The organism is Solidesulfovibrio fructosivorans JJ] (genome assembly GCF_000179555.1).
GTDB lineage: Bacteria > Desulfobacterota > Desulfovibrionia > Desulfovibrionales > Desulfovibrionaceae > Solidesulfovibrio > Solidesulfovibrio fructosivorans.
This window is the reverse complement of sequence record NZ_AECZ01000020.1, coordinates 61340-77413: the sequence shown is the minus strand read 5'-3', so window position 1 is coordinate 77413 and position 16074 is coordinate 61340. Positions and strand designations below refer to the sequence as shown.

At 66.5% G+C, this 16074-nt stretch carries 11 protein-coding genes; 8 read left to right on the top strand and 3 right to left on the bottom strand.

What is annotated here, in order from left to right:
• The 8 genes from DESFRDRAFT_RS14185 to DESFRDRAFT_RS14150 form a co-directional block, all read left to right on the top strand.
• The coding region (locus DESFRDRAFT_RS14185) for an ATP-dependent metallopeptidase FtsH/Yme1/Tma family protein (RefSeq protein ID WP_043794951.1) at positions 1-1373 on the top strand (1373 nt) is incomplete at its 5' end.
• Positions 1357-2208 (top strand): dihydropteroate synthase, encoded by an 852-nt coding sequence (gene folP / locus DESFRDRAFT_RS14180; protein WP_005994999.1) that lies wholly within the window; start codon positions 1357-1359, stop codon positions 2206-2208. The genes DESFRDRAFT_RS14185 and folP, both read left to right, overlap by 17 nt.
• Positions 2209-2252: 44 nt before the next feature.
• Complete coding sequence (cdaA, locus tag DESFRDRAFT_RS14175) at positions 2253-3023, top strand: diadenylate cyclase CdaA (RefSeq protein ID WP_005994997.1); 771 nt, start codon at positions 2253-2255, stop codon at positions 3021-3023.
• Positions 3020-3916 carry a CdaR family protein gene (locus DESFRDRAFT_RS14170; protein WP_005994995.1) on the top strand — a complete coding sequence of 299 codons (897 nt, stop codon included), beginning with the start codon at positions 3020-3022 and terminating at the stop codon, positions 3914-3916. The genes cdaA and DESFRDRAFT_RS14170 overlap by 4 nt, the downstream gene beginning before the upstream one ends.
• Before the next feature lie 29 nt (positions 3917-3945).
• On the top strand, positions 3946-5298 hold the full coding sequence (glmM, locus tag DESFRDRAFT_RS14165) for a phosphoglucosamine mutase (protein WP_005994994.1): 1353 nt from the start codon (positions 3946-3948) through the stop codon (positions 5296-5298).
• 200 nt (positions 5299-5498) lie between these two features.
• A complete protein-coding gene (gene galU / locus DESFRDRAFT_RS14160; protein ID WP_005994992.1) occupies positions 5499-6371 on the top strand; it encodes a UTP--glucose-1-phosphate uridylyltransferase GalU in 873 nt (290 codons plus the stop codon).
• Between the two features lie 193 nt (positions 6372-6564).
• Positions 6565-8967, top strand: a complete 2403-nt coding sequence (gene priA, locus DESFRDRAFT_RS14155; RefSeq protein WP_005994982.1) for a replication restart helicase PriA — start codon at positions 6565-6567, stop codon at positions 8965-8967.
• A gap of 49 nt (positions 8968-9016) precedes the next feature.
• Positions 9017-11059, top strand: coding sequence for a PAS domain S-box protein (locus DESFRDRAFT_RS14150; protein ID WP_005994981.1), 2043 nt, complete (start codon positions 9017-9019; stop codon positions 11057-11059).
• Here DESFRDRAFT_RS14150 and DESFRDRAFT_RS14145 read toward each other — a convergent pair.
• From DESFRDRAFT_RS14145 to DESFRDRAFT_RS14135, 3 genes are all read right to left on the bottom strand, one after another.
• A complete protein-coding gene (locus DESFRDRAFT_RS14145) occupies positions 11056-12726 on the bottom strand; it encodes a glycosyltransferase (protein WP_005994975.1) in 1671 nt (556 codons plus the stop codon). The two genes, DESFRDRAFT_RS14150 and DESFRDRAFT_RS14145, sit on opposite strands and share 4 nt — an antisense overlap.
• Positions 12723-13775 (bottom strand): glycosyltransferase family protein, encoded by a 1053-nt coding sequence (locus tag DESFRDRAFT_RS14140; protein ID WP_005994972.1) that lies wholly within the window; start codon positions 13773-13775, stop codon positions 12723-12725. The genes DESFRDRAFT_RS14145 and DESFRDRAFT_RS14140 overlap by 4 nt, the downstream gene beginning before the upstream one ends.
• 63 nt (positions 13776-13838) lie before the next feature.
• Positions 13839-15974, bottom strand: coding sequence for a methyl-accepting chemotaxis protein (locus DESFRDRAFT_RS14135; RefSeq protein ID WP_005994971.1), 2136 nt, complete (start codon positions 15972-15974; stop codon positions 13839-13841).
• Positions 15975-16074: the final 100 nt, after the last annotated feature.

The window sequence follows — 16074 nt, the reverse complement described above, 5'->3', positions numbered from 1 at the left end:
GTGTGCGCGACCTCTTTATGCAGGGCAAGAAAAACGCCCCGTGCCTGATTTTCATCGACGAGATCGACGCCGTGGGCCGCCAGCGCGGCGCGGGACTCGGCGGTGGCCATGACGAGCGCGAGCAGACCCTCAACCAGTTGCTGGTGGAGATGGACGGCTTCGAGTCCAACGAGGGCGTCATCCTCATCGCCGCCACCAACCGTCCGGACGTCCTCGACCCGGCGCTGCTGCGCCCCGGCCGTTTCGACCGGCAGGTGGTGGTGCCCACCCCCGACGTGCGGGGCCGCCGGCGCATCCTGGAAGTGCATTCGCGGCGTTCCCCGCTGTCCCCGGACGTCAACCTCGACGTGCTGGCCCGGGGGACCCCCGGCTTTTCCGGCGCGGACCTGGAAAACCTGGTCAACGAGGCGGCGCTGCAGGCGGCCAAGGTCAACAAGGACCAGGTGGACATGGCCGATTTCGAGCAGGCCAAGGACAAGGTGCTCATGGGCAAGGAGCGCAGAAGCCTCATCCTCACCGACGAGGAGAAGCGCACCACCGCCTACCACGAGGCCGGCCACGCCCTCGTCGCCAGAAAGCTTCCGGGCACCGACCCCGTGCACAAGGTGTCCATCATCCCGCGCGGCATGGCCCTCGGCATCACCATGCAGCTGCCCACCGACGACCGGCACAACTATTCCCGGGACTACCTGCAAAACAACCTGGCCGTGCTCATGGGTGGCCGGGTGGCCGAGGAGCTCGTCCTCGACCAGATGACCACCGGGGCCGGCAACGACATCGAACGGGCCACCACCATGGCCCGCAAGATGGTCTGCTCCTGGGGCATGAGCGAGGTGCTGGGGCCGCTTTCCTATGGCGAGCGCGACAATGAGATCTTCCTCGGCAAGGACCTCGTGCACCACAAGAACTTCAGCGAGGAAACCTCGCGCCAGATCGACGCCGAGGTGCGCAAGATCGTGGAATCGGCTTACCGCCGGGCCCGCTCCATCCTGGAGAGCGAGCGCGACGCCCTCGAGGCCGTGGCCAAGGCCCTGCTCGAGCGCGAGACCATTACCGGCGATGACATCGACCGCCTCATGCGGGGCGAGACCCTCCCCCCGCCCGAGACCCCGGCCGGGACGGCGGGCCCGGCGGCCGGGGGCAGCGCCTCTTCCGGGCCGGTGAGCGCGCCAGACAGCGCCACTGGAACACAGGACGCCGCCGCGTCGGCCCAGGCGGCTCCCGCGCCCCAAACGGCCGCGCCTGAGGCCCCCGCGGCCGAGACGTCCGTGTCCGAGCCCCACACCGGCGGCGAGGAATTCACCCTGGAGCCCGACGACTCCGCGCATCCGGAGAAAAAGCCGGACGGCGAAGGCCATGGAAACGAACGTTAACCCGATATGGCGGCTGGGCCGGGGGCTTGCCCTCGACTGCTCGGCCAACCGCATCGCCGGCATCGTCAACGTCACCCCGGATTCCTTCTCCGATGGCGGCAGGCATGCCGATACGGCGTCAGCCGTGGCCCACGGGCTGCGGCTGGCCGCCGCGGGCGCGGACATGCTCGATGTCGGCGGGGAATCCACCCGTCCGGGGGCCGCTTCCGTGTCCCTGGGCGAGGAAATCCGCCGGGTCGCGCCCGTGGTGTCGGGCCTTTTGCGCGCGCTGCCGGACGCCCTCGTGTCCGTGGACACCTTCAAGGCCGGCTGCGCCGCCGCCGCCATCGAGGCCGGAGCGGTCGTCATAAACGACATCTCGGCCTGCGCCTTCGATGCGGAACTGACGGACGTGCTTATCGACCGCAAGCCCGGCTATGTGCTCATGCACTGCCAGGGGCGGCCCCGCAGCATGCAGGAGGCTCCGCGCTACGGCGACGTGGTCGAGGATATCCTGGCCTTTTTCGAGGCGCACCTGGCCCGGCTCGCGCGGGCCGGCCTGCCCGAGGAGCACATCGTCCTCGATCCGGGCATCGGCTTCGGCAAGCGCCTGGAGCACAATCTGGCCATCCTGCGCCGGCTGGACCGCTTCCTTGTCTTCGGGCGGCCCCTCTACATGGGGCTGTCCAACAAGGCCTTTTTAGGGGCCGTTCTCGGTCTGCCGGTGGGGCAACGCGGCCAGGCTACCGCTGTGGCCTCGGCCCTGTGCGCCGCCCGTGGCGCGCGCATCCATCGGGTGCACGACGTGGCCGGGGTGGGGCAGGCCCTGCGCCTGGCCGCCGCCATGGCCGCCTGAGCCGGCCTCCCCCGGACATCACCTTCAAGCCGCGGACTGTGGCCATGTCCCTTGCCTTTCTCGATAATATCCACCTGTCCTGGACCGAGGTCCTGGACATCGGGCTTGTCACCTACCTCTTCTACCGCGGGCTCATCCTCATCCACGGCACCAGGGCTGTGTCCGTGCTCCACGGTTTCCTGCTCATCTGCATTCTCTATTACTTGTCCGGGGAATTCGGGCTCAATACCCTGCATTGGCTCCTCACCAACTTCCTGGGCTCGATCTTCCTGGTCATCATCATTCTGTTCCAGGCCGACATCCGCAAGGCGCTCTCGAGCGTCGGGGCCTGGGGCTTTTTCCGTCCCCGAAGGCGCGAGGCCATGACCGAGGCGGCGCTTGACGCCTGCGTGCTGGCCGTTTTCCAGATGGCCCGCACCAAGACCGGGGCGCTGATCGTCTTCGAGCGCCGGGTGCCCCTTGGCGACTGGATCGAGCGCGGCGTGGAGCTTTACTCCCGCATGAGCCGGGAACTGCTCGGCACCATCTTTTTCCCGGACACGCCCCTGCACGACGGCGCGGTCATCGTCCAGGGCGAGACCATCGCCGCCGCCGGCTGCATTTTGCCGCTCATTGCCGGCGTGCCCCTCGACGCTTCCCTCGGCACCCGCCACCGGGCGGCGCTCGGCATCACCGAGGAGACCGACGCCCTGGCCGTGGTCGTGTCCGAGGAGCGCGGCGTGGTGTCCGTGGCCGAGGGCGGCAAGCTTATTTCCCCGGTGGATGAGCGCACGCTCAAAAACATGCTTTGGAATCTTTTCGCCAAACGCGTATGAAACCGAACTGGCAATACCTGCTTTTGGCCTTTGCCATGGCCCTTTTCTGCTGGTACCTCGTCACCGGCCGGGAAAAGGTCGACACCTGGATGACCATGCGGGTGGAGATGACCGGCGCTCCAGAGGGGCTCTACATCAAGAGCGGCATGGTCGGCTCCGTGGACGTGCTGGTGCGCGGTCCCCGGGGCGTGGCCCGCCGCATCGAGGACAACCAGCTCGTCTACAACCTGAACCTCGGCAAGATCGCCCCGGGAAAGAACCTCGTCGTTTTCGACGCCAAGAACATCCCCCTGCCCAAGGTTTACGAGGTGGTGGAGATCCGGCCGTCGCGGCTGGAGCTTGAGGTGGAAAAGCGGGTGGCCAAGAAGGTGCCGGTCAAGGTGGTGCTGCGTTCCCCCGTGCCCGAGGGCTATACCATGACCGGGGTCAGGGTGACGCCGGATGCCGTGCGCCTGACCGGACCGGCCTCCAAAATCAGCGGCATGACCCAGGTGCGCACCCAGCCGGTGACCGTGCCGAGCCCGGCTCCCGGGCGTTTCGAGGAACGGGTGGCCCTTGACGTTCCCGAAGATGTGGACGCCTCGCCCGTGGCCGTGGATGTGTCCATGGGCTTTGTCGGCAAGGAGTCCGAAGTCACGCTGCGGGCTCCGCTGACGCTCGTGCCGCCCAAGGGGCGCGAGATCACGGCCAGCCCGGCGGCGGTGACCCTGCGCATCAAGGGGCCGGCGGCGCTGTTATCCGACAAGGCCTTTGCCGGCCTGGTCGAGGCCTCGCTGGAGTTGAAGCCGGATATCGAACCGGGTAAATATATAGCTTCATACCGGGTCAAGATGCCCCAGGGCTGTGAGCTGATCGAGGCCAAGCCCGAGAAGGTGACGCTGACCGTGAAATAAGGGCCGGAGACATCCGGCCGGGAGCCTGCATGGAAAAAAAGCTATTCGGAACGGACGGACTGCGCGGGAAGGTCAACGTCTACCCCATGACCCCGGACGTGGTCATGCGCCTGGGACTGGCCGTGGGGCAGGTGCTGCGCAACGGCGGCCGGCGCCACAAGGTCCTTATCGGCAAGGATACCCGCCTTTCCGGCTACATTTACGAATACGCGCTGGCTTCGGGGTTTTGCGCCGCGGGCATGGACGTGATCCTGGTCGGGCCGCTGCCCACGCCCGCCATTTCTTTTCTTACCCGCGACATGCGCGCGGACGTCGGCGTGGTCATCTCGGCCTCCCACAATCCTTATACGGACAACGGCATCAAGTTTTTCGACCACATGGGGTTCAAGCTCCCCGACGCCGTGGAGGACAGGATTGCCGGGTTGGTCGAGGGCTGCGGTCAGAATTGGCAACTGCCGGCTCCGGAAGAGGTGGGCCGCGCCTCCAAGATCCATGACAGCATCGGCCGTTACAACGTGTTCCTCAAAAACACCGTGCCCCTCGACGTCTCCTTCGACAATATGAAGATCGTGCTCGACTGCGCCAACGGCGCGGCCTACCGGGTGGCCCCCGAGGTGTTCGAGGAGCTTGGGGCCGAGGTGGTCAAGATCGGCGTCGAGCCAGACGGCACCAACATCAACCGGGGCGTGGGCTCGCTGCATCCGGAAGGCGTGGCCCGGGCCGTGGTCGCGCATGGGGCCGATATCGGCATCGCCCTGGACGGCGACGCCGACCGGGTCATCGTGGCCGACGAAAAGGGCCGTATTCTGGACGGCGACCAGATCATGGCCATCTGCGCCCTGGACTTCATGGAGCGGGGCAAGCTGCCCGGCAATTTGCTCGTGGCCACGGTCATGAGCAACATGGCGCTTGAGTTGTTCATGAAGTCCCACAACGGGACGCTGTTGCGCACTCCGGTCGGCGACCGTTACGTGGTCGAGGCCATGCGGGGGAAAGGCGCCGTGCTCGGCGGCGAACAGTCCGGCCATCTGATTTTCCTCAACCACAGCACCACCGGCGACGGCACCCTGGCCGCGCTCCAGCTCATGCGGATCATGGTGCAGCGGGGCAAGCCCCTTTCCGAGCTGGCCACGCTTGTGTCCCCCTTTCCCCAGGAACTCGTGAACGTGCCCGTGGCCCGCAAGATCCCCTTCAGCGAAGTCCCGGCCATCGAGCGGGCCACGGCCGAGGCCGAGCGCGAACTGGCCGGGCGGGGCAGGGTGCTGTTGCGTTATTCCGGCACCGAAAGCCTGGCCCGGGTCATGGTCGAGGCCGAGGATCCGGGGCTGGTGACGCGCCTGAGCCAGGGGCTGGCCGAAATCGTGGCCGCGGCACTGGCCTAGGCACGCCCGTTTGTCGGAAACGCCTTTTGGGGCTGGACTTGTTGGTGCAAAGCAATTAACGTCGGTTGGAGATGCGGGATTTCGTCCGAGTGGGCGAGCCGGCATCGCGGGGTAGGTCAAAATCGGGCGGTTGGACGCACGGGCGCGGTCCGCCGCAGCCGCAATCATACCGGGCAGTGCGCGCTTTCAAGGAGAAGAGCATGGAAATCAAGAAGGTGGTCATTCCCGTTGCCGGATGGGGTACGCGGTCCTTGCCGGCCACGAAGAACATCCCCAAAGAGATGCTGCCCGTCTACAACAAACCCATCGTGCAGTATGTCGTCGAGGAAGCCCAGGCTTCGGGGCTGCAGGATGTGGTTTTCGTCACCAACCGGAACAAGACCATCATTGAGGACCATTTCGACTATAACCTCACCCTCGAGGATTTGCTTTCGCGCACCGGCAAGACCGAAATGCTCAAGATGGTGCGCGAGGTGGCGGAGATGGCCAACATCATCTCCGTACGCCAGAAAAAGCAGCTGGGCCTGGGCCACGCCGTCCTGTGCGCCCGCGAGGTCTGCAAGAACGATCCCTTCTGCGTCATGGTCGGCGACGACCTGATGTTCAGCATGGAGCCCGGCATCAAGCAGCTCTTGACCGTGGCCCAGGCCGAGCACATGCCGGTCATCGGCGTCATGGAAGTGCCGGCGAACATGGTTTCGCGCTACGGCATCATCGACGGCGAGGAATTCGCCCCGGGCATGTACCGCGTGCGCAATCTCGTGGAAAAGCCCAAGGTCAACGAAGCGCCGTCCAGGCTCGCCATCGTCGGCCGGTACGTGCTGTTCCCGGACATCTTCTACCATCTGGAGAAGGTGACTCCGGGCCATGGCGGCGAAATCCAGCTCACCGACGGCCTCAAAGGCCTTGCCGGCAACAACCGCCTGCTGGCGGTCAAGATCCAGGGCCAGCGCTTCGACGCCGGCGACTGGGTGGATTACCTCACCGCCAACATCTATTTCGCCCTGCACGACGAGTCGCTGCGCGAGGCCTTGGTGCCGCGCCTGCGCGAACTTCTGCCCTTTGCCGATTAGAGCGCCAAAGGATGAACGAGAGGGGAAACCCAGGAAACCGGGTTCTCCCCTCTCGGGCTTTCCCGTCCCATCGTTGCCCGTCTTGTTGCCTGGATAGAAATCACATTCTGTTATCCTCAAAAGTCTGTGAAGAAGGTGCCTGGGGCAAGAACCTTCCCGTGGGAAAGGTTCTCCCCTGGTTCGTATGCGTCCCATGACCGCCGCCCCCTCGCTGGCCGTCGCCCTGACGGCCCCGCCCTATGCCATCCTGACCTATACCGTGCCGGACGGTTTCACCCCCGAGGACTTTCCGGTCGGGTTGTGCCTGCTTGTGCCGGTTGCCGGCATGTTGCGGGCCGGCGTGGTCTGGGAGGTCGGGACGCCGCCGCCCGAAGGCGTTCGCCTGCGTCCGGCGCTGTGGCCCCTGGAGCGCCGTCCGGCCTGCGACGCCGACTATCTGGAACTGGTGAAAAATCTGGCCAGCCGGCACATGGCCGAGCCCGGCCGCATTTTGGGAACGCTGTTGCCGCGGGGCATGCGCACTTCCCAGGTGGTTTTCGAGGTGACCGAATCCGGCCTGCCCCGGCGCATCGCGGCCAAGGCGCTTTCCCGCCTTGCCCCGGCGGCCCGGGCCGGACTGGTCGCCGCTTGGCGGGAAGGGACCATGGGCTGTAGGCTGTCCGAGGAAGCGGCCGACCCGTTGTGCGCCCTTGCCGCCGATCCGCCCTGGCCGGTGCGTCCCGGCGCGGCCCGCCAGATAGCGGTCCTCGATGCCCTGTGCGACGTCGGCCCCATGCCGCTTTCCGACCTCAAGAAAAAGTGCGGCCCGGATACGCTCACCGTCTTGCGCCGGCTGGTGGGGCTCGGGCTGGTGCGCCTCGACGACGGCGCCGGCGCGGCGGAGTGTGCGGTCGGGCCTCTCGCGGAGCGGGGCGGGGAGACGTCCCTGGCCGCCATGCCGCCTCTGACCACCGCCCAGGCGGCCGCCCTGGAAAGTCTGGGGCCGGTGATCGAGGCCCCGGACGGCGCGGCGCGGCTGGTCTTCGGCGTGACCGGCAGCGGCAAGACGCGTCTTTATATGGAACTTGCCGCCAAGGCCCTGGCGAGGGGGCGGCAGGTGCTGCTGCTCGCTCCGGAAGTGGCCTTGGCCGCCCGGCTCCACCGGGCCGCCGCCAAGGCTTTTCCGGGCTGCCCGCCCTTGCTCTACCACGGCTACCAGCCGCCGGCCGCGCGCGAATTCGCCTTTCGCCGCTCTGGCGGGGACGACGCGCCGCGGCTTGTGGTCGGCACCCGTTCGGCCCTTTTTTTGCCTCTTCGCGACATCGGGCTGATCGTCCTCGACGAGGAGCACGACGGCGCGTTCAAGCAGGAGGACCGGCTGCCGTACCAGGCCAAGGAAGTGGCCTTTTTCCGGGCGCGTCGGGCCGGGGCCCTGCTTGTGCTCGGTTCGGCCACGCCCGACGTCAAGACCTTCCATGCCGCCCGGGAAGGCCATGTGCCCATGGTGCGCCTGCCCTCCCGTATCGGCGGCGGCGGCATGCCGGCCATCGAACTGGTGGACATGCGCGGGGCGCAAAAACTCACCTCCGTGGCCGGGCAGCGCGAAACCGGCGACCGGGTGGGCGTGTTGACCGACCGGGCCGCCGCCGCCTTGGCCGAGACCGTGGCCGATGGCGACCAGGCCATGATTCTCCTCAACCGCCGTGGCTATGCGCCGCTTCTTTTCTGCCTCGACTGCGAGACCCCGGTGCGTTGCCCCCATTGCGATCTGTCGCTCACCTACCACAAGGACCGGGAACGGCTGGTCTGCCATTATTGCGGCCACAGCCGGCCCCACCCCGCGCCGTGTCCGATCTGCGGCGGAGCGAGTTTCCTGCCCATGGGTGTGGGCGCGGAGATGCTTGAGGAGCAGTTGGCCGGCATTCTGCCGGCCGGGACCGAAGTGGCCCGCCTCGACAAGGACATCGCCCGGCGGCCCGAGCGGGCCGAGGCCATCCTGGCCGATTTCGCCTCGGGCCGGGCCAAGGTGCTGGTCGGCACCCAGATGCTCTCCAAGGGACATCATTTTCCGGACGTGACCCTGGTGATCGCGGCCGACGCGGATCTCGGGCGCAATCTGCCCGATTACCGGGCTTCGGAGCGGACCTTCCAACTGCTGACCCAGTTGGCCGGCCGGGCGGGCCGGGGAGAACGGCCGGGAAGTGTGCTCATCCAGACACGCATGCCCGACGATCCCTTTTTCCAATTTGTGGTAAAAGGTGATTTTGAAGGTTTTTTCGAACTGGAGCTTTCCCGGCGCAAGCGCTTGTGCTATCCTCCATTTACACGACTGGGACTTGCGCGCGTAAGCTTTCCCCGGGAGTGGGAGGCCGGCCTCACCGCCGTCGCCGCCGCGGGGGAGGCCATGCGCCAGGTCGCGGCCAAGCTCGGAGTGCGGGTGTTGGGGCCGGCCCCGGCGCCGTTGGCCCTGGTCGCCGGGCGCAGGCGGTTTCACTGCCTGCTCAAATCCCCGGACTGGCAGTGCGTGCGCCGGGTGTTCGCCGCCGGTCGGGAGGCCCTGGCCGGCGCGGCCAAGGTGCGCTTCACCCTGGATCTCGATCCTGTGGACATGTTGTAGACGACCCGGGGGGCGGTTCGAAACGACTCCGCGTCAACAAGGCGGACGGATGGGCATAACGCGACAAAACGGTGAGGACGCCCCGGAAAGGCTGGTCAGCCTCAAACCCGCGCGGATCACCCTGGTCTATTTGCTGGTCGGTATCCTCTGGATCCTTTTGTCCGACCGACTGGTTTCTTCCCTGTTCCGCGACGATCCCGACCTGTTGCTGCGGGTCTCCTCCTACAAGGGGCTTGGGTTTGTCGTCATCACCTCGCTGCTGCTTTTCATCCTCCTGTATCGCCATGTGGCCGCCTTTCGGCGTAAGGAACACGAACTGCGCGAAAGCCGCGAACAGTATCGGCTGGTGGTGGAAAGCGCGCCCGACGCCATACTCATCCACGACGGGGTCCGGTTTGTTTTCGCCAATCCGGAGGCCGCCAAGCTTTTCGGCGCGGCAAGCCCTGAAGCGATCGTGGGCCAGGACGTTCTGAAGTTCGTGCACGAGGATTCCCAGGACGCCACGACGGAGCGAATGCGGCGAAACATGCTGCTCCAGGGACCGGCGCGGCTTCGGGAACAGCGCTACCTGCGTCTGGACGGCACGCCCATCGAGGTGGAGGTGGCCGCCGTGCCGTTCGCGCTTGACGCCACGGCCGGGGCCTTGGTGTTCGTTCGCGACATCTCGCGCCGCAAGAGCATCGAACGCGACCTGCGGGAACGCGACCGTGCCTACCGTCTGCTGGCCGACAATTCCCACGACGTCATTTTCACCATGGACCCGCGATTACGCCCGACCTACGTCAGCCCTTCGATCCGCCGGCTTCGCGGGGTGAGCGTCAAGGAGGTCATGGCCGAAACCATCGAGCAGATGATGACGCCCGCTTCGGCCGCCCGTGTGCGTCAGGCGGCCGAGCGGCTGATCGTCGACGACAAGGTCGATCCCAACTTCGTCAGCCGCCTGGAGCTGGAGTTGCGCCGCAAGGAAGGCGGGACGGTCTGGGCGGAAGCGGTGGTGCGGCCGTACTTCGACGCCGGGGGCGAGTTCCTGGGCGTGGTGGGCGTTTTGCGCGATCTGACCGAGCGCCGGGCCGTGGAAGCCGAATTGCGCCGTTCCCGCGAGTTTTTGGGCATGCTCGTGGAAGCTATTCCCGATCCGGTCTTCGTCAAGGACAAGGAACACCGGTTCGTGCTGGTCAACGGGGCGCTTTGCGCCATGCTTCGCCAGCCGGCGGAAGCGATCGTCGGCGCGACGGACTATGATTTCGTGGCCCGGGAAGAAGCGGATGTGTTCATCGCCCGCGACAATATCGTTTTGGAAACCGGGAACGAGGACCTCTTCGAGGAACGGTTCACGGACAAGGAGGGGCGGGGGCATACCCTGGTCACGCGCAAGGGGCTTTTCGTCGACGCTTCGGGGGCGCGCTTCATCGTGGGAGTCATTCGCGACGTCACCCAGGACAAGGTGCGGGAGCGGCAGTTGCGCGATTCGCTTCTGGAAAAGGAAGTGCTGCTCAAGGAAGTGCACCACCGGGTCAAAAACAACCTGCAAGTCATTTCCAGCCTGCTTTTTCTGCAAAAAGACGCCATCGCGGACCCGGCGGTCCAGGAGATTTTCGAGGAAAGCCGCAACCGCATCGCTTCCATGGCGCTCATTCACGAAGAGCTTTACCGCTCGGGCGATCTGGCCCGGGTGGACCTCAAGGAGTACCTGGAGCGGCTGGTGCCCAAGGTGGTCCAGTCGCTGCGGGGGCAAAAAAGCATCGGCTTCGCCCTGAACCTGGCCGAATGCCGCGTCACCGTGGACAAGGCCATCCCGTTCGGGCTCATCATCAACGAGTTGGTGACCAACGCCGCCAAGCACGCCTTTGCCGACCGCCAGGAGGGAAATATCCGTCTGACGGTGACCCGGGAAGGCGTTCAGGTACAGGCCGTGGTGGAGGACGATGGCGTGGGCTTGCCGCAAAACTTCCATCCCGACGCGGTCAAATCCCTCGGCATGCAGCTGATTGTGCAGCTCACGCGCCAATTGCGCGGGGTTTTGACCTTTGGTCCCGCCTCACCGGGTTCGGTTTTCCGGCTGCGTTTTTCCTTGGGCGACGAGATCGCCTAAGCCTCGTCGCTCTCGGCGGTATCCGTAAGCTCCCCCCATTTGGCGATCAGATCCTCGCGCGCGCAGCGGCGCATGCCGTCCCCAAGCTCGGTGAAGCGGTCCCGATGCTTGGCCAGAAGCTTGTGCAGGTTGGCCTCGCCGCCGGCTTGCTGGTCTGGCTTGGGCGGAGCGAAGACCGGAGCCGGTCGGCGGTGGCCGACGACCAGATGGCCTTGGTAGACCGGCGGACGGCCGGACAGGGCCAGGCGCAGGTCGTGGTCCACGTCGTCGTACTGGGATGGCGAGTAGCGGATGTCGAAGCCGCCGGCCGCGCGCAGCCTCTCGCCGCGAAAAAGATGGCAGCAGCCCATGACCGAAAGGCAGGGGCGCAGATGGGTAAAGGCTCCGAAGTCGAAGCTTTCGGCATGGGCGGTTCCCAGCCAGGGGAGGGAAGGCGCGTCGCCACACGTTTTTCCCGGCACGAGCATGGCCCCGACGCCCTGGGCCACGGCCGGATTGCCCGTGTCGGCCACCCGGCAGCCCCAGACGCCGGCCTCGGGATAGGCCCGCATGGCGGCGAAGAGCCGCGGCAGCCAGTCCGCCGGCAGATCCACGTCGTCGTCGAGGTAGGCGACGAAATCCGCTTCCCCGACGCGAGGGACGGCGGCCAGCCAGTTGCGGGCGGCGGGCGCGCCGATATTGACGGGCAATCGGATGGTCGCGAGCCGCCCGGTCCCGACCCTGTCCACCCAGGCCGCGAGCACGTCGGGGGTGGCGTCGGCGGAGGCGTTGTCGAGCACGGTCACCCGGGCCTGGCCGAGGGCCGAGGCGAAAAGCGAGGCCAGGGTGGCATCCAGGTCGGCGCCCTTGTTGTAGGTGTAAAGCGCGATGGCCACGGACGGCGGGAGGGCGGCGCTCGCCTTGTCCCGACCCGCCACCAGATCGTACAGGGCCAGGGCGGCGGAAACGTGCTCGGGCATGGCCGCAAGGGTCGCCGCGAAATGGGCCCTGGCCGCCGCGTCCTCGCCGGCCGCCCGGGCGGCGAGTCCGGCCCGGAAGCGCCCGAGCGGCCGGGGAGCCATGGCCAGGGAGCGTTCGTAAAGGGCGAGCGCCTCGCCCGGCCGACCGGCGAGCAGGGCGAGATCGGCCCGCAGCTTATCGGCAAGCGGCGCAAGCGCTTCGGGCAGCGCCAAGGCGATATGCGCCAGTCCCCGGTCGAAATTCCGGGATAAAATGTCGCGCCGCAAGGCCACGTGCAGCCAGAAAAGGCCATGGCGGCCCCGGCATTCGTTTTCCAGATAGGCTTCGATGCGCCGGGCATCGCCGGCGGCGACAAGGCGCTGGTAATAGGCCGTGTTTTCCGGGATGCGAAAGGTCCGGGCCAGGGTTTCGAGCAGAACGGCAAAGGCCGGATCGGCTCGTACGGCCGAGGCGGCGGCGTCGGAGAGGGCTCCAGTCAGGGCGGCGGCCGTCGGGCCGTGCAGGCTGTCCTCTTCGAAGGCCGACGCCAGAAGTCCCAGGCGACGGTGGGCCCACGCTTCCCGCGCCGTGCCCTGGACCTGGTCCGCCGCGACTTCGGCCATGGCGGCGGCGCGAAGCAGATGGTCGCGGCCGGCGGTTCCGGCCAGCAGCATGTCTTCAAAGGGGGCGGGAAGTTCCGCCGCAAGCCAGTCCGGCAGGGAAGTCATGGCGTCTCCGTGACGGCCCGGGTCCAGGCGCGCTTGAAGGCTTCGGCATGGTCGGCCAGCATGTGCCGGGCCATGACGGCTTCCCGGGCATTGGCGGCCAGGGTCCCGCGCAAGGTCGCATCGAGGGCCAGCCGGCGCACGGCCTCGCCCCAGTCGGCCGGGTCCGGGCCGACGAGCAGGCCGGTCCGCTCCTGTTCCACCACATCGCGATAGGGTGGCAGGTCGGTGAAAATCCCGGCCATGCCGCATAGGGCGTATTCCATCCACTTGATCGGACTTTTGGCCCGGTTAAACGCCGTGTCGGCAAGCGGGGCGAGCCCGATGCCGCAGCCAAGGCGCGCCAAACGGTTCGCGTAGGCCGCGTAGTCTGGATCGAAGGGCACTGCGGTCGCGCCGGGAAAGCGGGCGGCGTCCGGGGCGCAGCCGAAAAAGACGAATCGGAGCTTTCCGGCGAGTTCCCGGGCGAGGGCGGCCAAAACCGGCAGCAGGGGGGCGATGTCCGGTCCGTGGGAGGCCGTTGCCGCAAGGCCCACGGCGACAACCGGCCGGTTCGGCGGGGTGACCGGCCGCCACAGCGCGTTCGGCAGAAAGTTGGGCACGACCGCCACCCGGGGATTGATGGCGGCGAAGACCTCCGCCAGCCGCCCGGTCGTGACCGTGACCAGTCGGGCCCGGCGGGCCGTGTCCAGGATGTGGGGCAGGCGTTTCGCCATGTCCGGGGCAAAGGGGTGTTCGGCCCCGAGCGCGGTCCAGTCGTCGTCGGTGTCGTAAACGACCGGCTTGCCCGAGGCGAAAAGGGTCTCCAGAACGCCGGCCGTGTCCGGGCTCGGGAAATAGCGCTGGATCAGGATGGCATCCGCCTGGGGAAGGATATCCAGGCGCAGATGGTGGCCGGGACCGTCGGGGATGGCTCCCGGCAGCAGGCGCACGGCGGAAGCAAGGGCGGCCGCCGGGTCATAAAGGCGCAACTTGGCGCAGGCCGAGGCCGGGTCATCGAAGCTGTAGGCGGCGATGGTCAGGGACATGGCGGCCTTGCCCGAGGGCATCATGTTGTTGGAACGCCTATCGTGACGCCGGCGGCGGCGAGAGCCCGTCCGCCGGCGTCAGGCGCGTCAGGAAGCCAGGGCCTTGCGGGAGCCCCCGCCGGGAAGGGACGGGAAAGCGATCTCGGCCCGCACCGTATGCTTGTCGCCGGCCGAAACGGTGATGGTGACCGGCTCCTTGAAGTACTCGGCCGCGCCGCGCAGGATGCCCTCGTAGTATTCCGGGTAGCCGCGCCGCGAGTGGTAGGTCATGACCAGGGTCGCGCCCTTTTCCTCGTAGGTGAACTTCGGCGGCTCCAGCCCTGGCATGTCCTTGGTCAGCCGGGTGTGGGTGTCGTTCATGGTCAGGTAGAAGTCCTTGAGGTTGTGGGCCTTGAAATACCGGGGGTAGAGGTGGTGGAAGCCCTTTATGGTGTAGCGGCCCATGGCGAGGAAGATGTCTTTGACCGAAACGCCGGTTTGGGCGGAAACGAATTCCGCCATCTGGCGCAGCACCTGGTCGGGATAGTTCTGGGTCGGCAGGAAGGTGGGATGCCCCATTTCCTCCTGCATGGCGTTGAAGACGGTCTTACCGTACTTCTCGGTGATGAATTCCTGCATGAGCTTGGGCAGGATGCCTTTCATGTTGCCATCGGAGGTACGCAGCTTCAAGTCCTCCTCGTGGCGGTCGGCGAAGGTGCCGGCCAGGGTCAGGAGGGATTGGGCCAGTTCGGCCAGCTCGCGGGTGGCCTGGGCGGTCTGGGACGCGCCTTCGTCGGCCTCGGCGGCCACATGGGCGATGACTTCGATATTCTGGTTGATCTCTTCGGCGGCGGCGGATTGCTGTTCGGCCGCCGTGGCGATCTGGCTCACCTGGCCGGTCACTTCGTGGATGCGCTCCATGATGCGCTCCAGCGCCTGGCCGGCCTTGTGGGTGGCGTCGGTGCTCGTGGCCACGCGCGCGTCGGTCTCCTGCATGGAGTCCACGGCATGGCGCGAGCCTTCCTGGATCTGGTGGATGGATTTCTCCACTTCCTTGGTGGCGGTCATGGTCTTTTCGGCGAGTTTTCGGACTTCGTCGGCCACGACCGCGAATCCGCGTCCGGCCTCGCCGGCCCTTGCCGCCTCGATGGCGGCGTTTAAGGCCAGCAGGTTGGTCTGGTCGGCGATGTCGTTGATGACGCCGATGATGCGGCCGATTTCGGCTGCCTGGCCGTCCAGGGCGGTCACCACCTGTCCGAGCTTGCCGGCGGACTCGGCCACGGCCTTGATGCCGGCCACGGCTTCGCGCACCTCGACGGCGCCGGTCTCCGCCGCCTCGTTGGCGCTGTCGGCCGCCTCGGAAGTCTTGGACGCGTTCTTGGCCACTTCCATGACCGTGGCCGTCATTTCCTCCATGGCCGTGGCCACGGCGTCGGATTGTCCTTTTTGCTGTTGCGCGCCCCGGGCCTGTTCGTCGGAGGAGGCGGAAAGCTCTTCCGAGGCCGAGGCCACGCGCTGGGCCAGCTCGTTGATCTCGCCGCCGAGGTTGTGCAGATCGGCTTGCGAGCGTTCGAGTTCCTGTTGCTTGGTGCGCAGGATGGACAGGTCGGTGATGCAGGTCACCGCGCCGAGGAGGTCGTCGCGCACGCCGTGAAAGCAGTTGACGGAAAAATGGCAGGCGATCACACGGCCGTCCCACAGGGTGAGGTCGCGCTCGGCGTTCTCGGAGCCGCCGGCCGCAAGGGCCTTTTCCGTCAACGACGCGCCGTCCTTGTTGTAAAAGGCCTGGCTCACGGTCTTGCCGATGATGGCGTCATGCTTTTTGCGAAGCATCTCGGTCAGGGATTTGCTGGCGTGGGTGATGCGGCCTTCCTTGTTGCAGATGAAAAAGGGCGTGCCCACGCCGAACACCGCGCCGCGGTAGTATTCCCGGCGCAGCATGTTAAACGACAGGGCCTTGCTCATTTCCGCGCCGAGGGGGCCAAGCGCTTTCCAGGACAGCACCTCGTCGAGGTAAAACGTCTTGGAATCATTGTTGATCCGGTACAAGCCGTCATGCAGCTTGCCGAGGGGAGCATTGATGCGGCTTGTCGCGAGCCAGGCGACGATCAGGCCGGCAATGGCCAGGACCACGGCGACGATGAGGTTGCCGAGCAGGGTGGCTCCGATGACGCAGACGGCGAAGAGAGCGCCCAGGGGGAGGCAAAGGAAACCTGGGTTGTATGGGCTATTGTGATTGCTCATGATGACGCTCCAAACCTTTTTGCGGGATCAAAAAATATTTCCCGGGAAAGGTCAACGTTATGGGTGCGACAGATATAGATTTAACCTTATGAAAATAAAG